Origin of the sequence: Sphaerisporangium sp. B11E5, from assembly GCF_039871875.1 — a bacterium.
Classification (GTDB): Bacteria; Actinomycetota; Actinomycetes; order Streptosporangiales; family Streptosporangiaceae; genus Sphaerisporangium.
Genome location: NZ_JBDPMD010000012.1, coordinates 84,994 through 110,126 on the forward strand (window position 1 = coordinate 84,994; position 25,133 = coordinate 110,126).

19 protein-coding genes are annotated in these 25,133 nt (G+C 70.8%); 9 read left to right on the top strand and 10 right to left on the bottom strand.

The genetic code is table 11. The features are described 5' to 3' along the window. The first annotated feature begins 8 nt into the window (after positions 1 to 8). Genes ABGB17_RS14530 through ABGB17_RS14540 form a run of 3 tightly spaced genes read left to right on the top strand, consistent with a single transcriptional unit; the run spans position 9 to position 3,083 of the window. Positions 9 to 1,304, top strand: a complete 1,296-nt coding sequence (locus tag ABGB17_RS14530) for a DUF1996 domain-containing protein (RefSeq protein WP_347629512.1) — start codon at positions 9 to 11, stop codon at positions 1,302 to 1,304. A gap of 4 nt (positions 1,305 to 1,308) precedes the next feature. Continuing rightward, positions 1,309 to 1,893 carry a DUF305 domain-containing protein gene (locus ABGB17_RS14535; protein ID WP_347629514.1) on the top strand — a complete coding sequence of 195 codons (585 nt, stop codon included), beginning with the start codon at positions 1,309 to 1,311 and terminating at the stop codon, positions 1,891 to 1,893. Positions 1,894 to 1,928: 35 nt separating this feature from the next. Next, complete coding sequence (locus tag ABGB17_RS14540) at positions 1,929 to 3,083, top strand: NAD(P)/FAD-dependent oxidoreductase (RefSeq protein WP_347629668.1); 1,155 nt, start codon at positions 1,929 to 1,931, stop codon at positions 3,081 to 3,083. On the opposite strand, the gene ABGB17_RS14545 is transcribed toward ABGB17_RS14540, so the two are convergent. From ABGB17_RS14545 to ABGB17_RS14555, 3 genes are read right to left on the bottom strand one after another with little or no spacing between them, the layout of a single operon-like run. After that, positions 3,035 to 4,429, bottom strand: a complete 1,395-nt coding sequence (locus ABGB17_RS14545) for a cytosine permease (protein WP_347629516.1) — start codon at positions 4,427 to 4,429, stop codon at positions 3,035 to 3,037. The genes ABGB17_RS14540 and ABGB17_RS14545 overlap by 49 nt on opposite strands. After that, positions 4,426 to 5,382 carry a 2-oxoglutarate and iron-dependent oxygenase domain-containing protein gene (locus tag ABGB17_RS14550; RefSeq protein ID WP_347629518.1) on the bottom strand — a complete coding sequence of 319 codons (957 nt, stop codon included), beginning with the start codon at positions 5,380 to 5,382 and terminating at the stop codon, positions 4,426 to 4,428. The genes ABGB17_RS14545 and ABGB17_RS14550 overlap by 4 nt, the downstream gene beginning before the upstream one ends. Positions 5,383 to 5,386: 4 nt before the next feature. Next, positions 5,387 to 5,848, bottom strand: coding sequence for a nucleoside deaminase (locus ABGB17_RS14555; protein ID WP_347629520.1), 462 nt, complete (start codon positions 5,846 to 5,848; stop codon positions 5,387 to 5,389). Between the two features lie 94 nt (positions 5,849 to 5,942). On the opposite strand from ABGB17_RS14555, the gene ABGB17_RS14560 reads away from it, so the two are divergent. Beyond that, positions 5,943 to 7,445 carry a PucR family transcriptional regulator gene (locus ABGB17_RS14560; protein ID WP_347629522.1) on the top strand — a complete coding sequence of 501 codons (1,503 nt, stop codon included), beginning with the start codon at positions 5,943 to 5,945 and terminating at the stop codon, positions 7,443 to 7,445. A 187-nt stretch (positions 7,446 to 7,632) separates the two neighbouring features. On the opposite strand, the gene ABGB17_RS14565 is transcribed toward ABGB17_RS14560, so the two are convergent. Further along, positions 7,633 to 8,247 carry an FMN reductase gene (locus ABGB17_RS14565; protein WP_347629524.1) on the bottom strand — a complete coding sequence of 205 codons (615 nt, stop codon included), beginning with the start codon at positions 8,245 to 8,247 and terminating at the stop codon, positions 7,633 to 7,635. 35 nt (positions 8,248 to 8,282) lie between these two features. Further along, positions 8,283 to 9,398 carry an LLM class flavin-dependent oxidoreductase gene (locus ABGB17_RS14570; protein WP_347629526.1) on the bottom strand — a complete coding sequence of 372 codons (1,116 nt, stop codon included), beginning with the start codon at positions 9,396 to 9,398 and terminating at the stop codon, positions 8,283 to 8,285. Between the two features lie 307 nt (positions 9,399 to 9,705). On the opposite strand from ABGB17_RS14570, the gene ABGB17_RS14575 reads away from it, so the two are divergent. The 4 genes from ABGB17_RS14575 to ABGB17_RS14590 all read left to right on the top strand — a co-directional run bounded on the left by ABGB17_RS14575 (position 9,706) and on the right by ABGB17_RS14590 (position 19,244). Next, the gene (locus ABGB17_RS14575) at positions 9,706 to 11,760 is read left to right on the top strand and encodes a cellulose binding domain-containing protein (RefSeq protein WP_347629528.1); all 2,055 of its coding nucleotides are present in this window, start codon (positions 9,706 to 9,708) and stop codon (positions 11,758 to 11,760) included. A gap of 404 nt (positions 11,761 to 12,164) precedes the next feature. Further along, positions 12,165 to 15,341, top strand: a complete 3,177-nt coding sequence (locus ABGB17_RS14580; RefSeq protein ID WP_347629530.1) for a glycosyl hydrolase 115 family protein — start codon at positions 12,165 to 12,167, stop codon at positions 15,339 to 15,341. A 269-nt stretch (positions 15,342 to 15,610) separates the two neighbouring features. Then, the gene (locus ABGB17_RS14585) at positions 15,611 to 18,265 is read left to right on the top strand and encodes an exo 1,3/1,4-beta-D-glucan glucohydrolase (RefSeq protein ID WP_347629532.1); all 2,655 of its coding nucleotides are present in this window, start codon (positions 15,611 to 15,613) and stop codon (positions 18,263 to 18,265) included. Between the two features lie 424 nt (positions 18,266 to 18,689). Beyond that, complete coding sequence (locus ABGB17_RS14590) at positions 18,690 to 19,244, top strand: DUF6886 family protein (RefSeq protein WP_347629534.1); 555 nt, start codon at positions 18,690 to 18,692, stop codon at positions 19,242 to 19,244. Between the two features lie 5 nt (positions 19,245 to 19,249). Here the strand turns inward: ABGB17_RS14590 and ABGB17_RS14595 are convergent, their stop codons facing one another. Together ABGB17_RS14595 and ABGB17_RS14600 are read right to left on the bottom strand one after the other, a co-directional pair. Then, positions 19,250 to 19,669 carry a CoA-binding protein gene (locus ABGB17_RS14595; RefSeq protein ID WP_347629536.1) on the bottom strand — a complete coding sequence of 140 codons (420 nt, stop codon included), beginning with the start codon at positions 19,667 to 19,669 and terminating at the stop codon, positions 19,250 to 19,252. 39 nt (positions 19,670 to 19,708) lie between these two features. Next, entirely contained in the window at positions 19,709 to 20,065 is a 357-nt protein-coding gene (locus ABGB17_RS14600) for a nucleotide pyrophosphohydrolase (RefSeq protein ID WP_347629538.1), read from the bottom strand. Positions 20,066 to 20,168: 103 nt separating this feature from the next. Here ABGB17_RS14600 and ABGB17_RS14605 point away from each other — a divergent pair, with 103 nt between their 5' ends. Continuing rightward, positions 20,169 to 21,257, top strand: coding sequence for an ADP-ribosylglycohydrolase family protein (locus ABGB17_RS14605; protein ID WP_347629540.1), 1,089 nt, complete (start codon positions 20,169 to 20,171; stop codon positions 21,255 to 21,257). Positions 21,258 to 21,334: 77 nt separating this feature from the next. On the opposite strand, the gene ABGB17_RS14610 is transcribed toward ABGB17_RS14605, so the two are convergent. The 3 genes from ABGB17_RS14610 to ABGB17_RS14620 are packed head-to-tail and all read right to left on the bottom strand — an operon-like array spanning position 21,335 to position 25,127. Further along, positions 21,335 to 22,417, bottom strand: a complete 1,083-nt coding sequence (locus ABGB17_RS14610; RefSeq protein ID WP_347629542.1) for a hypothetical protein — start codon at positions 22,415 to 22,417, stop codon at positions 21,335 to 21,337. A gap of 35 nt (positions 22,418 to 22,452) precedes the next feature. Beyond that, positions 22,453 to 24,414: a hypothetical protein gene (locus ABGB17_RS14615; RefSeq protein WP_347629544.1), complete on the bottom strand. Its 1,962-nt coding sequence runs from the start codon at positions 24,412 to 24,414 to the stop codon at positions 22,453 to 22,455. Further along, the gene (locus tag ABGB17_RS14620; protein WP_347629546.1) at positions 24,411 to 25,127 is read right to left on the bottom strand and encodes a toll/interleukin-1 receptor domain-containing protein; all 717 of its coding nucleotides are present in this window, start codon (positions 25,125 to 25,127) and stop codon (positions 24,411 to 24,413) included. The genes ABGB17_RS14615 and ABGB17_RS14620 overlap by 4 nt, the downstream gene beginning before the upstream one ends. Positions 25,128 to 25,133 lie beyond the last annotated feature (6 nt).

Consider the following 25,133-nt stretch of genomic DNA (forward strand, 5'->3'; position numbering starts at 1 on the left):
TGCGTTCGATGCCTCGGGCACTACCCCCGCCCCGTACGAAGCCGCGTCTGTTCACGCTGTTCGCCGCGCTCGTCGCGCTGCTCGGCACCGCTCTGGTCGTCGCGCCCGCCGCGTCGGCCGACACCCTGCTGTCCCAGGGCAGGCCGGTCACCGCCTCCTCCGCCGAGAGCGCCGCCACCCCGGCGAGCGCGGCGGTGGACGGCAACACCGGCACCCGCTGGTCGAGCACCTTCAGCGACCCGCAGTGGCTGCGGGTGGACCTCGGCGCCGCCAGCGCGATCAGCCAGGTCGTGCTGCGCTGGGAGGGCGCCTACGCCACCGACTTCCAGATCCAGACGTCCAACGACGGCGGCACCTGGACGACGATCAACACCACCACCGGGGCCACCGGAGGCGTGCAGACCCTGAACGTCTCCGGCAACGGCCGGTACGTGCGGTTGTACACCACCCGCCGCGCCACCCAGTGGGGCGCCTCGCTGTGGGAGTTCCAGGTGTACGGCCCTGGCGGCACGGCCAGCCCGTCGCCGACGATCCCGCCGGGTGCCGTGCGGGTGGCCGAGTTCCTGGCCGACTGCCCCTTCAGCCACCGGCTGCCGGACGACCCGATCATCTTCCCCGGCCTGGCCGGCGCGTCCCACATGCACAGCTTCTTCGGCAACACCACGACCAACGCCAACAGCACGGTGCAGTCGCTGCTGGCCGGCCGCAGCAACTGCAACCCGTCCACCGACCTGTCGTCGTACTGGACGCCCACCCTGTACAACGGAACCACCCCGGTGGAGCCGTCCATCGTCACCTTCTACTACCTCGGTGAGGGGGTGCGCGACGACGTGCGCGAGCGCATCCAGCCGCTGCCGCTCGGCCTGCGGATCATCGCGGGCAACGCCAAGGCCACCGGGGTGAACGACCCGACGTCCACGGCCCGCTGGTCGTGTCTCCACGCGGGTCAGGTGCCGCCGTCGAAGGACTTCGTCACCTGCCCGGCCGGCACGCAGATGGAGTCGTACCTCGACTTCCCGCAGTGCTGGAACGGCCGCGACCTGGACTCCGCCGACCACAAGAGCCACATGGCCTTCCCCGTGAACGGCGACTGCCCGAGCACCCACCCGGTGCCCGTGCCGAAGCTGCGCCAGGTGCTGAGGTACCCGGTGAACGGCAACCCGGCGGCGTTCAGGCTGGCGTCCGGGCCGGGGTACACGATGCACGGCGACTTCTTCAACGCCTGGCCCGAGGCGGAGATGTTGCGCCGCGTGGTCGACTGCATCCGTCCCAAGATCAAGTGCGGCGCGGACGGGCGTCCCTGATCCCATGAGAACCCGCCGCGTCGTCACCGCCATCCTGATCGGCACCCTCGTCACGGGCGGCTGCGCCCGCCCCGGCCCGCCCGCCGGGTCCGTGGCCCCCACGGGGGCACCCGTGGCGGTGGCGGTGACGCCGCGCGCGGGTTTCGGCCCCACCGACATCGCGTGGGTGGAGCTGATGATCCCCATGACCGAGCAGGCCCTGCGCCTCGCGGGGCTGGCCGGGGACCGGGCCGCCGACCCCGCGATGCGGCGGCTGGCCGGGCGGATCGGCGACGGCCAGAAGGCCGAGCTGGTCCACCTGCGCCGGTTGCTGCTGATGTCCGGCATGCCGTACACCGACCCGCACCAGGGTCATGACATGCCGGGCATGGCGACCCCCGGTGAGTTCAAGGTCATCGAACGCGCCTCGGGCGACGTCTTCGGCCGCCTGTACACCCGCACCATGCGGGAGAACCTGGCCCAGGCGGCCCACGTCGCCCGAGGCGAGCAGGCTTCGGGAACCCACCCCGAGGCGAGGGCGCTCGCCGGTGCCGTCGAACGGTCGCGCACCGCCCAGCTGGCCGAGCTGGAGCGCCTGACCGGCCGGTGAGCGGGCGTTGTGGCAGGGTGATCGGCGTGGAGGACATGTGGGATCTGGTCGTGGTGGGCGGCGGCCCGGCCGGGTCGGCGGCGGCGCTGCGTGCCGCGCAACTGCGCCCCGGGGCGCGGGTGCTGCTGCTGGACAAGGACGACTTCCCGCGGGACAAGGCGTGCGGGGACGGCATCGCCGCGCACGCGCGCGACGAGCTGGCGCTGCTCGGCCTGCCGGACGTGCTGGACGACTACCGTCCCGTGCGGCGGCTGGCGGTGGTCTCGCCGGGCGGCGCCCGGGTGGAGGCGACGGTCGCCCGGCCGAACCACGTGGTCCCGCGCAAGGTGTTCGACGCCCGCCTGGTCGAGGCGGCCCGGGACCGCGGGGTCGAGGTGCGCCGCCACCGGGTGCGGGCCCTTGAGACGCGCGGCGGCCACGTCGTGCTGGACGGCACCGTGCCCGCCAGGGCCGTGGTCGCCGCCGACGGCGCGAACTCGGTGATGCGGCGGCTCATCGGCGTCCCGCCCGCCGCCGCCCGGCACGTCGCCATCGCGGTGCGCGGCTACGCCGACGTGCCCGCCGGCGACGAGACGCAGTTCATCGCCATGCAGCGCGAGGGCTGGCCCGCGTACGCCTGGTCGTTCCCGGTCGGCGACGGCACGGCCAACGTCGGCTACGGCATGCTGCTGCCGAACCTCCGCGCCACCGGCCGCCCCGGCCGCGACGTCCTGCACGGCCGCCTCGCCGACCTGCTGCCCGGCCTGCCCGCCCGCGACCTGCGTGCCCACCACCTGCCGCTGTCCACCGGCCGCCCCATCCCCGGCGCCGGCCGTGTGCTGCTCGCCGGCGACGCCGCCGGCCTGATCAACCCCCTCACCGGCGAGGGCATCTACTACGCCGTCCTCTCCGGCCGCCTGGCCGCCGAAGCCGCCCTCCAGACCCCCGGCACCCCGCTCCCCGCCTACCGCCGCGCCCTGCGCGCCGCCCTGGGCCGCCACCTCCGCACCACCGACGCCCTCGCCTTCGCCGCCCGCTCCCCGTCCTTCCTCGACGCCGCCGTCACCACCGCCGCCCGCCGCCCCGAGGTCTTCGACCTCCTCACGGAGGTCGGCCTCGGGGCGGGCACCGTCCCCCTCTCCGTGGCCCTCGCCGTCACCGGTCACTGGGTCACGGCGGGGCGGTGGCGCAGGGGTTTCAGTGCGACGTAGACGGCGCCCGCGATGAGGAAGCCGGCCTCGAACGTGATGTCGCCCACCTCGGGGAACCGGCTCGGGACCAGGCCCACGTACAGCTCCTGGTTGCAGAACAGCCAGACCGACAGCACGACGCCGGCCGCCATGGCGATCGGCCCCGCCGGGCTGCGGTGCGACCGGTCGTACAGGCGGGCCAGGGGGACCTCGCCGCGGCGCAGGTAGTGGTCGGCCAGCACGACGGCCAGCCACGGGCCGATCCAGTACGAGATGACGAGCAGGAACGACTCGTACTTGTGGCCCGCGTCCTCGAGCCCGGTGAGGGCCACGACGAAGCCGACGACGCCGCACGCGACGGCGGTGATCGCCCGGCGCATCGTGAGCGGGAGGCGCACGCCCATCGTGAGCAGGGACATCGCGCCGGAGTAGACGTTCAGCGCGTTCGCCGAGACGGCGCCGAGCGCGATGGCCAGCAGGGTCAGGCCGGCGATCAGGCCGGGCATGTGGGAGGTGAAGGCGGTGGTGGGCTGCCCGAGCGCGTCGCCGCCGATGGTGACCGACGCCGCGCCCACCACCTCCAGCAGCACGCACGGGACGAACACGCCGAGCCCGGCCGCGAGCCCCACGGCCCGCTTGCCGGAGTCCGGCGGCAGGTAGCGGGTGTAGTCGGCGGCGTAGGGGTTCCAGCCGGCGGCGTACCCGAAGGTGGCGCCGACGGTGAGCAGGAACCCGCCGATCCCGCCGCCGCTGCCCGCGAACCCCGGGTCCGCCTTGGTCAGGATGACCGCCGACGCGACCAGGAAGATCACGGCGAGCACGGGGAAGGCGTACCGTTCGAACGCCTGCACCAGGTTGTGCCCGAAGAAGCCGAGCACCACCATCGCCGTGACCACGACCACCAGGCACAGCCACGCCGGCAGCCCGGTCAGCGTGTTGAGCGCCAGCGCCCCGCTGACGCTGTTCACCGCGAACCAGCCGATGCCGGCCGCCACCGTGTTGAACGCCGCGGGCAGCAGGTTGCCCCAGTACCCGAACGGCAGCCGCCCGAGCACCATCTGCGGCACCCCGGCCGCCGGGCCGCGCGCCGACAGCACTCCGTGCGACAACGCGCCGAGCCCGGTGCCCACGGTGACCGCCAGCACGGCCTGCCAGAAGCTCAGCCCGAACGCGGCCACCGACAGCACGCCGAGGAAGATGGTCGCGAACTCGAGGTTGGGGGACATCCACGTCCACAGCAGTTGCCGCGGCGTGCCGTGCCGGTCGGCCAGGGGGATGAACTCGACACCGCCGGGTTCCACCGCGGTGACCTTCGCGCCGTAGTCGCCTTCGCGTACCGCGACGCCGGGGGGTTCCAGAACCGTCATACCGTGATCGCCTTCAGTTTCTCCATGAGGTATTCGTGCGCGATGACCGGCGGATGCGCGACCGTGCCGATCGGCGGCCCCAGGGACTCCACCTCCGCCAGGGGGTCGCACTCGTAGAAGTAGATGAGGGACACCAGTTCCTCGTCCGGGGCGCTCGGGTCGGGTGGCAGCACCCGGTGCCGCGTGGACCGCCAGCGTTCGCCGGTCCAGCGGGCCAGCAGGTCGCCGATGTTGATGGTGAAGGAGTCCTCGGCGTACGGCGCGTCGATCCACTCGCCGTCCAGGGTGAACACCTGCAGGCCGCCGACGCCCTGCTGCCGGTCGAGCACGGTCACCGTGCCGAAGTCGGTGTGCGGGCCGATGCGGAACTGGCCGGGCTCGGGCGGGCCGACCTGCGACAGCGGCGGGTACCTGTTGATGTTCATCGTGTACGACGGGTGGCCGGCCCGCGAGGTGAAGAAGTCGCCCGGCAGGCCGAGTGCCGTCGCGCAGACGACCAGCAGCTCGTCGGCCAGGGCGCGCATGCGGGCCAGGTGCTCGGTGACCAGGCTCTGCAGCTCGGGCACCTCCGGCGGCCACACGTTCCGCAGGAACCATTCGGTGTCGATCACCGGGTCGCCGATCGGGTCGTCGGCGCCCACCGCGAACGTCTCCTTCAGGTCCGGCGGGGTGGGGGTGCCCTCGGCGTACCCGTTGGCCTCCACACCGGGCGGCAGCCAGCCGCGGCCCCCGACGGTGACGGCGTAGCGCCGCTTCACCTCCTCGGGGAGCGCGAAGAACCGCTTGGCGGCGGCCCGCACCCCGGCGCGAAGCTCGGGCGGCACCCCGTGGCCGGTGACGAGCAGGAAGCCGATCTCACGCAGCGCCTGGTCGACCCGGCTCGCCACCTCGGCGCGATCGGCGGCGCCGCCCTGGAACCACGGGGTCAGATCGATGATCGGGACCGTCTTCATGGGGTCATGAGTCCTCTCCGATGTCCTCGTTCCACAGCGCCGGGTTGGCGGCGATGAACGCGGTCATCAGCTCGACGCATTCGGGGGAGTCCAGCACCGTGACGGACACGCCGTTCTCCGCGAGCCACTCGTGCTGCCCGGTGAAGGTGCGGCTCTCGCCGACGACGAGGCCGGTGATGCCGAACTGGCGGATCAGCCCGCTGCAGTACCAGCACGGGGACAGGGTGGTCACCATGGTGGTGCCCCGGTACGTCCGCTGGCGCCCGGCGTTCCTGAACGCCGCGGTCTCCCCGTGCACGGAGGGGTCGCCGTCCTGGACACGGCGGTTGCGTCCCCGGCCGAGCAGGCGCCCGTCCGGGCCGAACAGGGCCGCGCCGATGGGGATGCCGCCCTCGGCGAGCCCCTTCCTGGCCTCCTCCAGCGCGACGGCGAGCATCGCGGCGGGGTCGGCGAGTTCGCTGGTCATGGGGCAACTATCCCCCGGGAGGCGCCCGGCGAGAACGGACAGATCGTCCGTAGTATGGCTACCTTCACTGGACAATCCGTAAAAGCGGGTAGGTATGCCGCTCACACTTCGCGAACTGCTGGCCTTCGACGTGCTGCGCGAGGCCCGGCCGCGCGTCCTCGCGGGGGAGGCGTCGCTGGACCGCGTGGTGCGCTGGGTGCACTCCAGCGAGATCTACGAGATCGGGCCGCTGCTCACCGGGGGCGAGCTGCTGCTCACCACCGGGCTCGGGCTCGCGGGCACCGACGCGGGTGCCCGGCGGCACTACCTGCGGGAGATCGCGCAGCGCGGGGTGGCGGGGGTGGCGCTCGAACTCGGCCGCACGTTCCCCGAGACGCCGCGCGAGCTGGTGGAGGAGGCGCGGCGGCAGGAACTGCCGTTCGTCGCGCTGCACGCGGTGGTGCCGTTCATCCGGATCACCGAGCACGTCAACACGCTGATCGTCGACTACGCCGGCCGGCGGCTGCGCCTCGGGGACCGGGCCACCCGGGCGCTCAACGAGACGCTCATCGCGGGGGCCGGGGTGGCCGGGGTGCTCGCCACCGGTGGCGAGGTGATCGGGGCGCCGCTGATGCTGGTGGCGGCGAGCGGGGCGCTGGTCGCCGCGCACGGCGTGGCGGGGGACCGGGAGGCGTGGCGCGCCGTGGAGCACGCCGGGTGCGAGACGCCGGTCACCCTGCACGGGCGGCCCTGGGGGCGGCTGGTGGCGGGACCCGGGTCGGCGCTGCCCGGCGAGGACCTGATGATCGCCCTGGAGCGGACGGCCGTCGCGCTGGCCCTGGCGATGCTGCGCACCGGGAGCCCGCCGAGCGAGCGGGACCGGCAGGTGTCCGCGCTGCTGCGCGACCTCATCGAGGGCACCGCCGAGGCGGACGCGGCGGTGCGGGCCATGATGGCGGGGTTCCAGCCGCCCCCCGACCACGTGCTGGTCGGTGTGGCCGCCGAGGCGGTGGAGTCCGCGGCGGCGCTGGCCGCCGTCGACCGCGCCGCGCACATCCTGCACACCTCCGCGATCCGCGGCCGTGTCTCACGCCTGGTGCTCGGCGCCCTCGCCGTCCCCCGTTCCCTGACCGACACGGTGGGCGCCGCCGCGCAAGCCCTGGAAGAGGCCCTGCGCCGCCTCAGCGCCACCCAGCTCCACCTCGCCGTAGGCCCTCCCGCCGCCGACCTCACCGACCTCGGCCCTTCTCTCCGCGACGCCCGCGCCGCGCTGGGCCTGCGCCGCACCACGTCCGTGGTCACCACCCGGGCCCTGGCCCTGGACCTGGAACTGACCCGCCACTTCGACCCCTCCCACGCCGCGGACCTGGTCCGCCGCGCCATCACCCCGCTGGTCGACTGGGACCGCACCCACCGCACCGACCTGGTGACGACCCTGGAGACCTTCCTCCTCCACGGCTGCAGCCCCACCCGCACCGCCGCCGCCCTCCACCTGGGCCGCCAATCCTTCTACCAACGCCTTCACCGCATAGAGACCCTCCTCGGCCACCCGGTCACCGACCCCACCGTCCACACCGCCCTACTCCTGGCCACCACCGCCCACCGCCTCCTCCACTGACCACGAGGACGGCCGGCGCCCTACCCATGACCCACGAGGACGGCCGGCGCCCTTCCCTAGGGCGCGTCGGCGCGCGTCCGGGAGGGGCCGCCGTCGGAGGGCGGCCGCCTCGGGGCTGCGCTTTCCGGCGCCGACGCGGTGGGACGTGGTGCGGCGAATCCGGCGCCTTCGTACGGTGGCACGCCGGTCAGGGGCGCAGGGCGGCGAGTTGCTGCGCGAAGGGGATCACCTCGTCCACCGGGGCGGCGACGGGGGCGGGCCGGTGCAGGACCAGGGCGGCGAGCTCACCGGCGGCGCGGGCGATGCGCACGGACAGGGCGTCGTCGCCCGTGTTGCCCCAGTCGTCGGAGGCCGCGTAGACGGCGGTGGGAACCACCACGGCCCGCAGATAGGAGAAGAGAGGACGCATCGCGTGCTCCAGCGCCAGAGAGTGGCGTGCAGAGCCACCGGTCGCGGCGACGAGCACCGGCTTGCCGGTCAGAGCGGTGTTGTCGATCACGTCGAAGAACGACTTGAACAACCCGCTGTACGAGGCACTGAAGATCGGCGTGACGGCGATCAGGCCGTCCGAGCCGGTCACGGCCTCAACGGCCGACCGCAGAGCAGGCCCGGGGAACCCGGTGACCAGGTTGTTCGCGATCTCCACCGCGAGGTCGCGCAGCTCCACCACGCGCACCTCCACCTCACGGTCTTCCCCCAGGGCCAGTCGCGCCGCCTCAACCAGCCGGTCCGTTAGCAGCCGCGTGGAGGACGGCACACTGAGCCCGGCCGAGACGGCCACCAGTCGCAGAGGTCTGTTCACGGTTTCTCTCCAAGGCCGATCTCGCAGGAAAAGGGTCAGGTCGTGGCCGGGACCCCGCCCGGCACCGGCTCGGCGCCCGCGTCCCGCCGGGCGACCAGGCCGGCGTGGGTGGGCCCCTCCGGCACCCCCGCCGGCCGCAGGGCGGCGAACTCCTTGCGCAGCACTGGGACGACCTCCTCGCCGAGGATGTCGAGCTGCTCCAGCACCGTCTTCAGGGGAAGCCCGGCGTGGTCCATGAGGAAGAGCTGCCGCTGGTAGTCACCGAAGTACTCGCGGAAGGCCAGTGTCTTCTCGATGACCTGCTGCGGGCTGCCCACCGTCAGCGGCGTCTGCTCGGTGAACTCCTCCAGCGACGGCCCGTGCCCGTACACCGGCGCGTTGTCGAAGTACGGCCGGAACTCGCGCACCGCGTCCTGGGAGTTCTTGCGCATGAACACCTGCCCGCCGAGCCCGACGTACGCCTGCTCCGGCGTGCCGTGCCCGTAGTGCGCGTACCGCTCCCGGTACAGCCCGATGAGCTGCATGAAGTGTTCCTTGGGCCAGAAGATGTTGTTGGCGAAGAACCCGTCGCCGTAGTACGCGGCCTGCTCGGCGATCTCCGGGCTGCGGATGGAGCCGTGCCACACGAACGGCGCCACCCCGTCCAGCGGCCGCGGCGTCGAGGTGAAGCCCTGCAGCGGGGTGCGGAAACGCCCCTGCCAGTCCACGACGTCCTCGCGCCACAACCGGTGCAGCAGCGCGTAGTTCTCGATGGCCAGGTGGATGCCGTTGCGGATGTCCTGCCCGAACCACGGGTACACCGGCCCGGTGTTGCCGCGGCCGAGCATCAGGTCCACCCGGCCGTCCGCGAGGTGCTGGAGCATCGCGAAGTCCTCGGCGATCTTCACCGGGTCGTTGGTGGTGATCAGCGTGGTCGCGGTGGACAGGATCAGCCGCTCGGTGCGCGCGGCGACGTACCCGAGCATGGTGGTGGGGGAGGACGGCACGAACGGCGGGTTGTGGTGCTCGCCGGTCGCGAAGACGTCCAGCCCGACCTCTTCGGCCTTCAGCGCGATGGCGACCATCGCCTTGATCCGCTCGTGCTCGGACGGCGTCGTGCCGTTGGTGGGGTCGGCGGTGACGTCGCCCACGGTGAAGATTCCGAACTGCATCGCGCTCATCCTCTGAGGGGTTCGATTGAAATTTCAACCACCTAAGCGTCGCGCCGCCCCTCCGTATTCCCGTGGGCTCCGCTCCCTGGCCACGATTGTGCCTCCTGTCCCGCGCACCCTCAAGATCGGCGCGAGAAGCCCGCTCAGAGCGGTCGTTGTGAGCGTTCAATGTAACTTTCAGTGCCGACCTGGGGGGAAGCGGGGTCTCGTTGACACCGTTCCAACCCGCTCGTACGTTCTGGCCGATCCGCCTGACACCCCCCGGCCCGCACCCTCCGTAGGCGGGCCGCCCCCGGATTGGACGACCATGAGATTTCCCCGGCTCCGCCGCGTCCTGATGGGCGGGGCGCTGCTCGCGGCGGGCACCCTCGTGCACGCCGCCACGCCCGCCGTCGCCGCGGCCGACCCCGTACAGGTGACGGTGAACACCCGTGCCGGCCTCGCCGCCGTGCCCGACACCGGAATCGGCGTCAACCACGCGATCTGGGACACCACCCTCGGCTCCGACCCCGTGGCCGACCTGCTCAAGGACGCGGGCGTGCAGATGGTCCGCTACCCCGGCGGCTCCTACGCCGACATCTACCACTGGAAGACCCACACCGCCCCCGGCGGCTACGTCGCGCCCGACACCGACTTCGACACCTTCATGCGCGGCGCGCGGCGCACCGGGGCGCAGCCCATCATCATCGCCAACTACGGCACCGGCACGCCGCAGGAGGCGGCCGAGTGGGTCGAGTACGCCAACGTCACCAAGGGATACGGCGTCAAGTACTGGGAGATCGGCAACGAGAACTACGGCAACGGCCACTACGGCTCCCAGTGGGAGGCCGACGACCACGCCGACAAGAGCCCCGACGAGTACGCGCGCAACGTGGTCGCCTACTCCCAGGCGATGAAGGCCAAGGACCCCACCATCAAGATCGGCGCCGTGCTCACCACGCCGGCCAACTGGCCCGACGCCATCACCGCCGCGGGGGACCCGGGGAGCTGGAACCAGAGGGTGCTGTCCATCGCGGGCCCGAGCATCGACTTCGTGATCCTGCACTGGTACCCCGGCCAGACCGGCGTCGCCGACATGCTCACCAAGACGGCGCACATCGACGACATGATGTACCTGCTGAAGCGGCAGATCGCCCAGTACGCCGGCGCCGGCTCCTCGCGCATCGGCATCGCCGTCACCGAGCTCAGCAGCACGGTCGGCACCAACACCCAGCCGGGCGCGCTGTTCGCCGCCGAGGCCTACACGCGGCTGCTTGAGCACGGCGTGTTCACCGTGGACTGGTGGAACGTGCACAACGGCATGGGCACCGTGTCGCAGATCGCCGGCCACACCGACTACGGCGACTGGGGCCTGCTGTCCAGCGCCCAGTGCTCGGGCGACGTCTGCCAGCCGCCGTTCAACACGCCGTTCGCGCCCTACCACGCGCTGGACATGATGAGCGTGTTCGCCCGCCCCGGCGACCAGCTCGTCCGCGCCGCCGCCACCGATCCGCTGGTCAGCGCGCACGCGGTGCGGCGCGCCGACGGCGAGGTGGCCGTCCTTCTGGTCAACAAGGACCCGGACGCCTCGCGCGAGGTCGCCCTCGACTACGCGGGCTTCGCCCCGGCCGCGGGGGCGCCCGTGGTCCACTCGTTCACCAACGGCGCCGCCGGGGTGACCAGCGCGCCGGCCGGCACGGCCACCGCGCAGACGCTGCCGCCGTACTCCCTCACCACGGTGGTGCTGCGCCCGGCCTCGGCCCCGGCGGGACTGCCGGGCGCGCCGGGACGGCCGGAGGCGAGCGCCGTCACCGACACCACCGCGACCATCTCGTGGCCCGCCGCCACCGCGGGGAGCCGGCCGATCGCCAAGTACGAGGTGCACCGCCAGTTCGGCGCGGTCAGCGAGCAGTGGGGGGAGACCTCCGGCACGTCCTTCACCGTGCGCAACCTGCGTCCCGGCACCCGCTACACCGTCAACGTGATCACCAGGGACACGGGCGGCGGCACGTCCTGGTCGTCGGAGCCGGTGACGTTCACCACCGGGAGCCCGGCGCAGAGCTCGTGCTCGGTGCGGTTCACCGACAACAACGACTGGGGCAACGGCTACATCGTGGGCCTGGACGTCACCAACACCGGCACCGAGCCGCTGAGCGACTGGACGCTCGCCTTCTCCTGGCCGACCGACTGGCAGCAGATCAACGGCGGCTGGAGCGCCACCTGGGCCCAGGAGGGCCGCACGGTCACCGTGAAGGCCCCGGCCGGCGCGGGACCGCTCGCCCCCGGCGCCACCGTGAGCGCGGGCACCGTGGCCTCCTACAGCGGGCCGAACGTCCTGCCGGCGCTGTTCACCCTGAACGGGAGGACCTGCACCACCCTCTGACCCGGGGACCACGGAGTCCCGTCCGCCGCACCGGCGGGCGGGGCTCCGGCGTGCCCGGCGCGCTCCATCCGCCGTCTCCTGCGGGCCTCAGGGAACGCCGATGCGCATTTGACAGGGGGGCTGACTGAAACTTTCAGTCCGCATCACGGCACGCGAAGAACGTCGTGAGCCGGTGGATCTCCGCCGCCGCATGCCGTCGCGCCTCCAATCACCACGGACGCGCGTGCCCGTCATCCGGCGGCTTTCCGGCGTCCGGCGGTGGGGGGCGGGTGCGGGACGCGCCGACGTTGACCCGTCATGGGGCGGTGGCTAGCATCCGGGTGATTTGATCACGACTGAAACGTTTCGATGAGTGATCAAAACTTTCTGCAGCCTGGCCCGTCCCCTTCCTCGGAGATCGCCCTATGAGAAGGTTCGCCATCGCCCGGCCCTCCCGCGCACCCGCGCGCACGGGCGGCGTGCTGCTGTCCCTGGTGGTCCTGGCCGCCGGGATCAGCCTGACCGTCCCCTCGGCCCAGGCCGCCGGCACCCCGGCCGCCGCGACCGGCGGTCACGCCGAGACCCCCTCCTACATCGACACCCGGCCCGGGCCCGGCCGCTTCCCGCTCGTCGCGGGCGGCAAGGCGGCCACGCTGGTCGTCAGCGCCGGCGACCACGCGGGGGTGGTCCGCGTCGTCGACGACCTGGCGACCGACATCGAGAAGGTCACCGGGGTCAAGCCGGCCGTCTCCACCACCATCCCGAGCCGCGGCGAGGTGGTGCTGGTCGGCACCATCGGCAAGAGCCCGCTCATCGACGGCCTGGTGTCGTCCGGCAAGCTGAACGTCGGCGGCATCGCCGGCAAGTGGGAGACCTCGCTGCAGACGATCGTCGCCAACCCGCGGCCGGGCCTGGCCCGCGCCCTCGTCATCGCGGGCAGCGACCAGCGCGGCACCATCTACGGCGCCTACGACGTGTCCAAGAAGATCGGCGTGTCGCCCTGGCACTTCTGGGACGACGTGCCCGCCAAGCACCGCGACTCGCTGTACGTGCTGCCCGGCCGGCACACCCAGGGCACCCCGAAGGTGAAGTACCGCGGCTTCTTCATCAACGACGAGAACCCCGCGCAGGGCACCTGGGCGCCGCGCTACTTCGGCCCCGGTCTCGCGCCGGGCTACGAGGGCGGCTTCAACAGCAAGTTCTGGTCCAAGATCTTCGAAGTGATGCTGCGCCTCAAGGCCAACTACCTGTGGCCCGCCGTCTGGGGCCGCGCGTTCGCCGAGGACGACCCGCTGAACCACGCGACCGCCACCAAGTACGGCGTCGTCATGGGCACCTCGCACGAGGCGCCGATGATGCGCGGCATCGAGGAGTGGAACCGGCACGCCGTGGCCGCGGTCCGCGACAGCGCCGGCAACATCGTCACGCCCGGCCGCGACCCCTACGGCGGCACCGGCGAGTGGAGCTTCCGCCGCAACGGCGAGGCCATCAAGAAGTACTGGGCCGACGGCATCCGCCGCATGAAGGAGCAGAACTTCGAAGGCGTCGTCACGCTCGGCATGCGCGGCAACGGCGACGTCAGCCTGCCCGACGGCGACGGCATCGACCTGATGCAGAACATCCTGGCCGCCCAGCGCGAGATCCTGGCGCGGGAGAGCGGCGAGTCCCTGGAGAGCATCCCGCAGGTGCAGACCCTCTACAAGGAGGTCCAGCGCTACTGGGACCAGGGCCTGCGCCCCCCGGACGACGTCACCGTGGTCTTCTGCGACGACAACTGGGGCAACATGCGCAAGATGCCGGACAAGCGGCTGCCCGCGCGGGCCGGCGGCTACGGCATCTACTACCACTTCGACTACGTCGGCGGCGGCCGCAACTACAAGTGGGTCGACACCATCAACCTGGTCAACACCTGGGAACAGCTCAACATGACCTACTCCTACGGCGTCGACCGCCTGTGGATGGTCAACGTGGGCGACATGAAGAACGAGGAGATGCCCCTCCAGTTCTTCCTGGACTACGCCTGGGACCCGGCGGCGCTGCCGCTCCACAAGCTGGAGGACTGGGAGCGCGAGTACGCGGCCCAGAGCTTCCCGTCCGACAAGGCCGCGGCCATCGCCGAGGTGCTGCACGACTACGGCGTGCTGCAGGCCCGCCGCAAGCCCGAGCTGCTCAACCGCAGGATCAGCCTCGACCCGGCCAAGAACCCGGCGACCGATTCCAGCGCGATCGTCTACGACGACGCCGCCTCGCCCATCAGCCTGACCAACTACGGGGAGATGGCGCGGTTCGTGGAGGAGTGGCGGCGCCTGGCCGCCAAGGCGGAGAGGATCCGCGGGCAACTGCCCGCCGGGTACGACGACGCGTACTACCAGCTCGTCTTCTACCAGGTGAAGGCCACCGCCAACCTGTACGCGCTGCGGGAGGCGCAGTTCACCAACCTGCTGTACGCGCAGCAGGGACGCGCCGCCACCAACGACCTGGCCGACCTCGCGCAGGCGCGGTTCGACGAGGACCAGGCCATGTCGGCGTACTACAACAACGAGCTGGCCGGCGGTAAGTGGGACGGCTGGCAGCTCCAGCCCAAGATCGGCTACGGCGACATCGCGCGCTACGGCCCGAACGCGCCCTGGCAGCAGCCCGAGCAGAACCACGTGGCGCTGCCCGACGCGTTCTACCCGCACCTGAAGCGCATCGAGGTGCCGGACGGCGCCGACATGGGCGTGGCGGTGGACGGCTCGGAGAAGTGGTGGCCGGACGCCGGCACCCCGGCCGTCCTGCCCACGTTCAGCCCGTACCAGAGCTACGGAAGCCAGTACATCGAGGTGTTCAACCGCGGCACCACCGCGTTCGGCTACGACATCCGGCCGTCCGTGCCGTGGGTGACCGTCTCGCCGTCGCAGGGCACCGTCGCCAAGCAGGTGCGCGCCACCGTCAAGGTCGACTGGTCGCGGGCGCCGAAGGGCAGGACCGAGGTGCCCGTCACGGTCACCGGGCCGGGCGGCGCGAGCGTCGTGGTCACCGCCGTCGTGGACAACCCGGACGTGCCGCGGCACCGCCTCAAGGGCTTCGTCGAGGCCGGCGGGTACATCGCCATCGACGCCGCCCACTACAGCAGGGCCGTCGGCGGGTCCGGCGTCGGCTGGAAGGTGCTGCCGGAGATCGGCAAGTCCACCGACGGTGTGACGCCGGCCCCGGTCACCGCGGACAGCGTGACCCCGGGCGGCGACAGCCCGCACCTGGAGTACACGCTGACCAACTTCACCACCGGCCCGGTGAAGATCTCCACGGTGCTGTCGCCGCGCAACAACGTCCTGCCGACGGACGGCCTGCGGTACGCCGTCTCGATCGACGACCAGGCGCCGCAGATCGTGAACGTCACCACGACGACCGGTGCCAACGACACCACGATGAACCGTCAGTGGGAGCGCAACACCTCCGACAACGTCAACGTGACCACCACCACGCACACCATCGCCACCGCCGGCACGCACACGCTGAAGGTGTGGATGGTCGACCCGACGGTGATCGTCCAGCGGATCATCGTCGACACCGGCGGCCTGCGCTGGAGCTATCTCGGCCCGCCGGAGAGCCGGAAGCTCTGACACCGGGGCCCCGCCACCAGAGGAGGCCCGCCGCCAGAGAACGCTCTCTGGCGGCGGGCCTCCCGCAGGCCGGCCTTCACGTCGCAGGCGCGGAGAAAACCGTTTCCCGACCTGGGATTCTGACGGAAAACCCCTGTTGGCGAGCACTCTCCCACCCGAGAGAGCGCTCTAGTGAGGCTCTTGACTCGGCACCGTTACACGGCGAAGATCGGCGCATCGCGGTCCCAGGCCGCCCGCCGAGATCGTCGTCTGACCGAGAACGGACCCTCATGACCAGACCCTTCGCCCGTCCCGGCACCCGGCGGAAGCTCTCCGCCGCGCTCGCCGGGGCCGCGCTCCTGGCCGGCGGCGTCGCCGCGGCGCCGGGCGCCGGCGCCGACACCGCCTCGGGCGGGCGGCAGCCGGTGATCGGGAAGCCCGCCATGGACCACGGCTGCGCCCGCATCGAGAACAGGCTTCCCACGCTCGCCGACTGGCCCAAGGTGGAGAGCGCCGTCAAGCGGAACCCCGCGGACGAGCGGCGCATCGCCAAGATCGTCGCCGGGATGACGCTGGCCGAGAAGGTCGGCCAGATGACCCAGCCCGAGATCACCTCCATCACCCCCGACGAGGTCAAGCAGTACTTCATCGGGTCGGTGCTGAACGGCGGCGGCTCCTGGCCGAACCGCGACAAGCACGCCTCGCCGCAGGACTGGCTGGCCCTCGCCGACGCCTACTGGCAGGCGTCCGTCAGCACCCGCACCAAGATCCCGGTCATCTGGGGCATCGACGCGGTGCACGGCAACAACAACGTGTTCGGCGCGACGATCTTCCCGCACAACATCGGTCTCGGCGCCGCGCACGACCCGTGCCTGGTCCGCGACATCGGCGAGGCCACCGCGCGGCAGATCCGCGCCACCGGCCAGGACTGGGCCTTCGCCCCGACCCTCGCCGTCGTGCGCGACGACCGGTGGGGCCGCACGTACGAAGGCTTCTCCGAGGACCCCCGCATCATCCGCGCCTACGGCTACGAGGCGGTCCGCGGCCTGCAGGACGGCAACTCCCACCGCCTCGGCAGCAAGGGTGTCATCGCGACCGCCAAGCACTTCATCGGTGACGGCGGCACGATCAAGGGCATCGACCAGGGGGTCAACCCCGCCACAGAAGCCCAGATGATCAACATGCACGGCCAGGGGTACTACGGCGCGCTCGCCGCCGGCGCGCAGTCGGTGATGGTGTCGTTCAACAGCTGGACCAACACCGAGGCCGGCATCGACGAAGGCAAGCTGCACGGCAGCGAGAAAGCCCTGAAGACCATACTCAAGGGCAAGATGGGCTTCGACGGGCTCGTGGTGTCCGACTGGAACGGCATCGGGCAGGTCGCCGGATGCACCAACGCCAGTTGCGCACGCGCCGTCAACGCCGGCATCGACGTCTTCATGGTGCCGAACGACTGGAAGGCGTTCATCGCCAACACCATCGCGCAGGTGGAGAGCGGCGAGATCCCGATGTCGCGCATCGACGACGCCGTGACCCGCATCCTGCGCGTGAAGCTGCGTTCCGGCGTGTTCGACGCGCGCAAGCCGTCCGACAGGCCGTACGCCGGCTCCGCCGACGCGCTTGAGGACAAGCGACTGGCCCGTGCGGCGGTGCGCGCCTCGCAGGTGCTGTTGAAGAACAAGGGCAAGGTGCTGCCGCTGTCGCCGCGGTCCAAGGTGCTGGTGGTCGGCAAGAGCGCCGACAGCCTGCCGAACCAGACCGGCGGCTGGTCGCTGAGCTGGCAGGGCACCGGCAACACCAACGCCGACTTCCCGGAGGGCACGAGCATCCTCGCCGGCCTGCGTGAGGCCCTCGGCGCGTCCAACGTGACGTTCAGCGAGACGGCCGACGGCGTCGACCCGTCCGCGTACGACGCGGTCATCGCGGTGATCGGCGAGACCCCGTACGCCGAGGGCGTCGGCGACCTGTCCCGTCGCACCCTGGAGGCCGCCAAGCTGTACCCGGCCGACCTCGCCGTGCTGGACAAGGTGGCCGGCAAGGGCGCCCCCGTCGTCACGGTGCTCGTCAGCGGCCGTCCCCTGTACGTCAACAAGGAGCTCAACCGCTCCGACGCGTTCGTCGCCGCCTGGCTGCCCGGCACCGAAGGCGCCGGCGTGGCCGACCTGCTGGTCCGCGGCCGCTACAGCGGCCACGGCTACACCGGCACCCTGTCGTACTCCTGGCCGAAGAGCGCCTGCCAGACCCCCCTCAACCCCGGCGACCCGGACTACGACCCGCTGTTCCGCCCCGGTTACGGCCTCCGCTACGGCCAGACCGGCAACGTGGGAACCCTCGACGAGACCTCGCCCGAGTTCGCCTGCGGCCAGACCGGCGGCGGTGGCACCGCCACCGAGCCCCTCCCCGTCTTCGACCGCACCGACCAGGCCCCCTACCGCAGCTTCCTCGGCTCCCCCGAGAACTGGGGCGCCGAGATCGGCCCCGACGGCACCGCCGCCCTCACCGAGATCAACGTCGTCCCCTCGGACGTCAACGTGCAGGCCGACGGCCTCAAGGCCACCTGGACCGGCACCGGCCCCGGCCAGATCTACATGCAGGACACCGCGGGCGGCACCGACCTCCGCGGCTACCTCAACGCCGACGCCGCCCTGGTCTTCGACACCGTCGTCCACTCACCCCCCGCCGCCCGCACCGTGATCAGCCTCCACTGCGTCTACCCCTGCCTGAGCGAGGTCGTCGCCACCAACCTGTTCACCGGCCTGCCGCAAGGCGTCAAGCAAACCATCAAGATCCCCATCTCCTGCTTCATGGGCCTGGACCTGGAGAACGTCAACACCCCGTTCCTCGTCTACACAGAAGGCGCCTTCTCCGCGTCCTTCGCCAACATCCGCTGGGTCCCCCAAGCAGCCAAGGACCCCGACGCCAAGTCCTGCTCCGACCTGAACTGAACCTCCAAGCCGCCCCCCCACGCCGACCCGACCGACACGGGCGCCCTCCGGGGCGCCCGCCTGTCGGAGGGCCCCTGTCGGAGGGCCGCCCGTTGGGGGCCGCCCGTTGGGGGCCGCCCGTTGGGGGGCCGCCCGTTGAGGGCCCGCCGGTTGGAGGGCCCGCCCGTCGGCCGGTTCCACCCCGTCGCACCGGACCATCCGGATCGGCGCCGCGACGGCGGGACGATGTACGGCGAATCCGGCGCCGCCGTACGGCGCTCGGCCGGGAAGAAGGAGACGTCACCCGGTAGGTGTCGGGAAGAGGGGGACGTCACCCGGTAGGTGTCGGGAAGAGGGGGACGTCACCCGGTAGGTGTCGGGAAGAGGGGGACGTCACCCGGTAGGTGTCGGGAAGAGGGGGACGTCACCTGGTAGGTATGGGGACATGCGACCTGAACCCGGCCAGGTGCTGCACTTCTCCGAAGACCCCGCCATCAAGCGCTTCGACCCCCACGTCGCTCCCACGTCGCGGGAGAAGGAACCGTACGTCTGGGCGGTGGACGCGAGCCGGTCTCCCGACTACTGGTTCCCCCGCGACTGCCCCAGAGCGCTCGCGTGGACGGTGGACGACTCCACCCGGGAAGACCAGGACCGCATCATCGGCCCAGGCTGCGGCGACCGCGTCCACGCCGTCGAATACGAATGGCTGGACGCGTTGAGAACGGTCAGGCTGTACGCCTACCGCCTCCCCGCCGCCCCCTTCAAGCCCTTCGGCACCCCAGCGACCCACGCCCACGTCGCCACCGAACCGGTGGAACCCCTCGGCCCCCCGGAGCCGGTAGGCGACCTCCTCCACCTCCACGCCGAGGCGGGCATCCACCTCCGCGTGCTGCCGAACCTGTGGCCCTTCTGGGACGCCGTCACCACGAGCACCCTCGGCTGGAGCGGCATCCGCCTGCGCAACGCCCGCCCCAGGCCCACGCAGCCCGAGACCCGCTGAACAGCTCACCCCATCCGGCGCAGCACCCATTCGATCGCCGGGCAGCGATCCATCACGACGTCGAGCCCGGCGTCCAGCGCCCGCCGTCCCGCCTCCTCGTCGACCACCCCCAGCGGCAGCCACACCGCCCCGGCCCCCGCCGCGATCGCGTCGTCCACCACCTGCCCCGCGAACTCCGACCGCCGGTACACCCCCACCACGTCCACCTTGACCGGTACGTCCGCGAGAGACCTGTACACCGTCTCCCCGAGCACCGTCTCAGCCACCGGGTGCACGGGAACGACCCGCTTCCCTCTCATCTGCAGGAGTTGCGCCTGCTCGTGGACGGTACGGCTCGGGTCGTCCCCCAGCCCCACGAACGCCCATGTCCCCGACTCGCCGAGCAGCCGCTCGATGACCTTCTCATCCGCGAAACGATCGTCCACGTCCTGCCTCAACACCGGACGGCGCCCGCGCCTTCCCGCTCAGGAGAGCGGAGGAGCCTTCCTGGCCGAGCCGCGGTAGTCCTCCACGGTGTAGCGGCGGTCGCTCTCGTCCAGCTTGACGTGCGCCGCCGCGGCCAGGTCGATCCCGAGGACATCGGCCAGCCGCACCAGGTACAGCGTCACGTCGGCGACCTCGGACCGCAGCCGCCGGGCCGCCTCGGGGTCGTCCATGACCCGGGACGACTCCTCGGGAGTCAGCCACTGCAACTCCGCGAGCAACTCGCCGGCCTCCCCGGCGAGCGCCATGGCCAGGTTCTTCGGCGTGTGGAACCGTTCCCAGTCCCGGTCGCGCGCGAACCGCCGCATCCGTCCTGCCAGCTCCCCGAGCTCACTCATGCCGGCACGCTACCGGCTCCGCCGTCCGGCACGGATTCTCCGTCACGTGGTGAGGGCGACGGGTTAGGCTCGGCCGAGCCCCGACGAGAGGAAGCCGTACGCCGTGAGCGACAACGGGACCGCCGTCTCCCACCGTGACCGGGTGCACGGCTGTCTGCTCGGCGGGGCGATCGGGGACGCCCTCGGCGCGCCGGTCGAGTTCGAGTCGATACGGGTCATCCGGCGGCAGCACGGCGCGGCCGGCCTGACCGGCCTGGTGCCCGACTGGCGCGGCAGGACCGGCCTGATCACCGACGACACCCAGATGACGTTGTTCACGGTGGAAGGCCTGATCCGCGCCGGAGCACGGGAGCGGGAGCGGGGCTTCGCGGCGCCGGTGGACGTCGTACGCAACGCCTACCTGCGCTGGCTCGACACCCAGGACCACCCGGCACCGCCCCCCGGGGACGACCTCGTCCGCACCGGCCGGCTCCGCGAGCAGCAGTGGCTGTACTCGCGCCGCGCCCCCGGCAACGCCTGCCTGTCCGGCCTGCGCAAGGGCCCCGGCCCGCTCGCCGCCCCCGGCGAGCCCGGTCCGGTGAACCCCGGCTCCAAGGGCTGCGGCACCGTCATGCGCTCGGCCCCGTTCGGCCTGGCCGCGCGCGACGCGCGCGACGCCTTCACCCTCGCGGCCGCCTGCGCCCAGATCACCCACGGCCATCCCACCGGCTACCTGGCGGCCGGGGCCTTCGCCGCTCTCGTCTTCCACCTCGCGCAGGGCACCCCGCTGCCGGCCGCCGTGCAGCACACCCTCACGCTCCTCGGCGAACATCCCGCCCACGAGGAGACCACCGACGCGATCGAGGCGGCGCTCGTCCTGGCGTCCATGGGCAGACCCACCCCGGAGACGGTGGAGAGACTCGGCGGCGCGTGGGTCGCCGAGGAGGCTCTCGCGATCGCCCTCTACTGCGCGATGGCGGCGGGCGACGACATCGAGCGGGCACTCCTCCTGGCCGTCAACCACTCCGGCGACAGCGACTCCACCGGCGCCATCTGCGGCAACATCCTCGGCACCCACCTCGGCGAAACCGCCCTCCCGAGCCACTGGCTCGGCCACCTGGAGGGCCGGGACACCATAACCGAACTCGCCGACGATCTCACCACCCTCATCACCGGCGGCACCGTGCCAAGGGACCGGTACCCGGGCTGCTGACCCCGCGAGGGAAGACCATGCGCGCACTGGGATGCCGTTCGTGCGCACTGGAAAGCCGGTCGTGTGATCCCGGGCGGTCAGCGACTTCCTCCATCGTCCGGCGGCACGGATCCGTCGAAGTCGTCGAGGTGCGAGGCCTCGGGGACATCGAAGCGGCGCACGAGTTCGTCGGCTTGGTCGTGCCTGCCGTGCGCGCGCAGGACATCGGCCACCTCCCTCGCCATCAGCACACGTTCGGCGTCGCCGTTCTCAAGGCCGATCGCTGACATAAAGGAACTGAAGTGGTCGGCGCCGGTCTGGGGCATCGGCTCGGGTCCGGCGAAGTCATGGTTCTCGGTGGGTTCCTCCGGGAGCGCGGCTCGTTGTCCGTTGGCCGACCGCAGCACCAGGTGCTGGAACGGCTCAGGTACGTGGGTGTTGTTCGCGGCGGAGGAGAGCTGGGCCAGCAGGCCGATGTCTTTGACCGTCTTCTCGACCTGGTCGTCGTTCTTCGCCAGGTACCACACCACGGCGCTGCCGGTGTCCTTGAGCACGCTCTCGCTGAGGTACGCACGTCTGCTCTGCTCGTACTTCGTCTCGTGTTCCCAGACGGTGTTCTCCTTGCGTGCCGCGGCCAGTTTGGCGAGCCGGTTCCTGTCGTCGTCGGAGAGAGTGAGCGTGACCGAGTCCGCCATCGCCTGAAGGCAGCCTGTCTCCTCCGCCTTCATTCGGCCGAGTGCTCCGCTCAATTCGTGCTGGACGAGGGACACCCGGTTCGGTGGCCTGTCCTCAGTGATCCGGCGTGCGCGTTTGAGAATCGCCTCGACGGCAGCGGCCCCCGGGTTGAGCAGGGTGTCGTCCCTTCTCAACCCGGTCGGCGTCCAGTGAATCGTCGCGGAGAAGACGAAGTCGTAGTCACTCCATGCGCTCGGCAGTGTGACCTCGGTGATCCGTCGCTCCCTTCGTTCCAGGGGTGGCACCGGTGGAGCTGCCGGCGTGTACGGCCCAGGCTCGTCCGCACGGCGCACCCAGCTCAGTACTCCGACGATCAGGCCTCCGAGCAGTATGAGGCCGAGAAAACCCAGCCAGATCGGCCGGGGAGCGAAAAAGATCAGCGCGATCAGAAGTAACCCGCAGAAGCCGGCGAGATAGATCGCCGCAGTCGTGCGACCAGAACTCATGTGAGGCCCCATCTTGTCGGAGGTCGAGGTCCGGCTCAGGCGGTCTTGACGCCTTGAACCGCGTAGATCCTGTGCACCACGCGATCTCGCAGACGTGCGCCGGGCTCCTGCGCGGTGGGAAGAGAACGTTCCACTTCGCCTGCCATGACGTACAAGCGCGCATGGATGTCTGCGCGGTGCACGGCGGCGTCCACGAGGATGTCGAGGAGGACGTCCCGGTGAGCCCCGTCATGACCGGCGGTGAGGAGCCACCGGCGAACGCTCGGAATCCACCCGTCCTCGGACCACTTCGTGAACACAGCGGTCCAGCAGGTGGTGACCTGATCCCGGACGAACCTGATGGCGAGGAGGCTCCTGGCCCGGTTCCCCTGGTCGCTCAGCACCTCGGGATCGGCCAGGTACAGGAATATCCCAGGGTCGGCCCGGTAGTTGTTGGACCCGTTGAACTGGAAGGTGAGCCGGTCCAGCATCAGACGCATCAGCCGCCGGTCCTCACGTACGAGTTTGGCGAGTTCCCCGTGCGCGCGGGTGCTGCGTTCGCGTCTCGCCAGGTGGTGCAGACGCACCACGGCCTCGTACGGGTGTCGCACCGCCATGACTTCGGTGCACATGGAGATGATGACCTCGGCGAGCGCGGGGGACGGGTCGGCTCTTGTCGACCATTCGTAGATCCGTCGCCGGAAGAACCAGCCCTGTCTCTGATCTTGCAGGGCCCCGGTCAGAGCTTGCGCAGCCGCGCGCGGTCCCGCGCTGTTCGCCGGCCCGGAGGCAGTCCAGCGTTCCACCTGGCCGACGAGCATCTCCCAGTAGCGCTCATGAAGGCACAACTCGGTGAACCTACCGACGAGTTCGTCCCGGCTGTACTTATCCAGGCCAGTGGACCGTGCCGCCTTACCCACCCAATCCGTTATGCCTGTCCGCAGGTCCGGCATGTGAGTCCAGATGTATCGCCGGACGGCCGCGTCGTATCCAAGGTCCTTGAAAAACACTTTGCCTTGGCCGTCACGCTCAGCGCCGATGGCGCGGAAGCGTTGGTTGAGGTCCTTGTGCTCCAGCGGTGGAACGTCCCCGCCGGGATGCTTCAGCTCACGCAGGAGCATGGCGGTGGCTTCGTGTATGACATCCGCGTGCGTTCCGTGCAGCATCGCAGTAGCGAGCAGCAACGCGCGTGATGGCCCGTCCCGTAGTTGACGCAGCCGGGAGGCCACCAGGTCTTCTCGGCCATGCAGTGCGGTGTGCGCTTCACGGCACCACCCGGCGAGATCCCCTTTCCCCCCGGCTTTCTCACGAGCTCTGACGACAAGTTTCGCGAACTGCGCGATGTCCTCCATCCGCGGAGTCCCGTCCAGGAACTCGGCGGTGTCGGGTCCCGGCTCCTGGATCGCGTCAGCGGGGATACCGTCGTGGCGCAGGTAGCGCCACAGCACCTCTCTCCCGGGCGGACGGGTGATCTCGACTCGGATAGGTTCCAGGCCCGACGTCAGACGTGCCGCCGTCTTGTAGGGCAGCACGACGACCATGCGACTCCGATGTCGGCGCACCGCCGCCCAAACAGAGTGGAGCTTTTCCTGGGCTCGTTCCCAGAGTTGCTCATCGACCTCAGACAGATCGAGGAGGAGCAGGCCGTCGTCGGAGATGCCTTCGGTCCCGAGGAACTCCCCGTTCTCGTCGTTGTTCAATTGCATCTCGTCGAAGGTGTCCTCGCCGGACCGCAGTTCGTACAGAAGTATCTGAGCGGCCGCCAGCCTGCCGCTTCCTGGCTGCCCGTACAGGAGAACGGCTCCCTGGGACGCGAGGAGCTCCCGTGCGTCGCCGAGTCTCAGCGGAGGTACGAAACGTGCCAGAAGCCATCGCAAATATCCTCCGGCGTAACGCCGGAACGGCGTTCCCTTCTTGTCCGTGAGTGTGGCATAGATGAAGGTGTTGTGCTGGGAGCCGGACCCCATGTGGTTCTGTGAATGCGGGCTGTTGACAATATGGGAGAACTGGTCGCTCAAGGCACATCGTCCCCGTCGTCGTCGTCCGCACCGCCGAATTTATGACTGATCCCGCCTTCATTTCCTCCTTCCACATAGGTCGCTCCAGGGCCAGAGAAATGTTGCTGGTACTGGTTTCCTTTGCCGAGATGAAGCTGTCCACGGTCCCCTTTCAGGACTATGCCGGCGTCACCTGTGACGTCCCGGTTCTGCACCACCGGGCCGTCGACATCGCCTACCCGGTTGTGCACCGAGCCGGAGTCCTCGGCGGTGGTGTGGTCGCGGAGGCCAGGCACCTGTTCAGTCAGTGCCTTGGCAAGCTTGTTCAGATCCGACTCGGCATTCTGATGGTCCAGCCTGACGGAGTGGAAGTCGGCGAGCCGGCTGAGCTCAGGAGGAACGTCCACGGATCGGAGCCGGGCCGTCATACGGCCGTCGAGGACAGGGATGATCGGGATCCCGGAGGCGATGGCCTCGAGGATCTCCCTCCGCACCCAGTCTGTCTCGTCGAGCAAGGCAGGGAAACTGGTCCACTTAGGACCGATCACGGCGAGCAACGCGTCGCTACCCCGGACGGCGCGCAGCAGTTCCTCCGGGTACGCCGAACCCGGTTTGATCGACTTGGAGGCGTAGAAGACGGCATCACTTCCGAAGCGGTGCGTGAGCTCTCTCTCGATCGTCAGAGCGGTCTTCTCCCCGTCGCCGGTGCGGTAATTGATGAACACTTTCGGCATGCGTGA

Excerpts from the sequence above, each read along its gene's own strand:
- ABGB17_RS14530 (WP_347629512.1), top strand. The coding sequence starts at position 9 with ATGCCTCGGGCACTACCCCCGCCCCGTACGAAGCCGCGTCTGTTCACG.
- ABGB17_RS14535 (WP_347629514.1), top strand. The coding sequence starts at position 1,309 with ATGAGAACCCGCCGCGTCGTCACCGCCATCCTGATCGGCACCCTCGTC.
- ABGB17_RS14540 (WP_347629668.1), top strand. The coding sequence starts at position 1,929 with ATGTGGGATCTGGTCGTGGTGGGCGGCGGCCCGGCCGGGTCGGCGGCG.
- ABGB17_RS14545 (WP_347629516.1), bottom strand. The coding sequence starts at position 4,429 with ATGACGGTTCTGGAACCCCCCGGCGTCGCGGTACGCGAAGGCGACTAC.
- ABGB17_RS14550 (WP_347629518.1), bottom strand. The coding sequence starts at position 5,382 with ATGAAGACGGTCCCGATCATCGATCTGACCCCGTGGTTCCAGGGCGGC.
- ABGB17_RS14555 (WP_347629520.1), bottom strand. The coding sequence starts at position 5,848 with ATGACCAGCGAACTCGCCGACCCCGCCGCGATGCTCGCCGTCGCGCTG.
- ABGB17_RS14560 (WP_347629522.1), top strand. The coding sequence starts at position 5,943 with ATGCCGCTCACACTTCGCGAACTGCTGGCCTTCGACGTGCTGCGCGAG.
- ABGB17_RS14570 (WP_347629526.1), bottom strand. The coding sequence starts at position 9,398 with ATGCAGTTCGGAATCTTCACCGTGGGCGACGTCACCGCCGACCCCACC.
- ABGB17_RS14575 (WP_347629528.1), top strand. The coding sequence starts at position 9,706 with ATGAGATTTCCCCGGCTCCGCCGCGTCCTGATGGGCGGGGCGCTGCTC.
- ABGB17_RS14580 (WP_347629530.1), top strand. The coding sequence starts at position 12,165 with ATGAGAAGGTTCGCCATCGCCCGGCCCTCCCGCGCACCCGCGCGCACG.
- ABGB17_RS14585 (WP_347629532.1), top strand. The coding sequence starts at position 15,611 with ATGACCAGACCCTTCGCCCGTCCCGGCACCCGGCGGAAGCTCTCCGCC.
- ABGB17_RS14590 (WP_347629534.1), top strand. The coding sequence starts at position 18,690 with ATGCGACCTGAACCCGGCCAGGTGCTGCACTTCTCCGAAGACCCCGCC.
- ABGB17_RS14600 (WP_347629538.1), bottom strand. The coding sequence starts at position 20,065 with ATGAGTGAGCTCGGGGAGCTGGCAGGACGGATGCGGCGGTTCGCGCGC.
- ABGB17_RS14610 (WP_347629542.1), bottom strand. The coding sequence starts at position 22,417 with ATGAGTTCTGGTCGCACGACTGCGGCGATCTATCTCGCCGGCTTCTGC.
- ABGB17_RS14620 (WP_347629546.1), bottom strand. The coding sequence starts at position 25,127 with ATGCCGAAAGTGTTCATCAATTACCGCACCGGCGACGGGGAGAAGACC.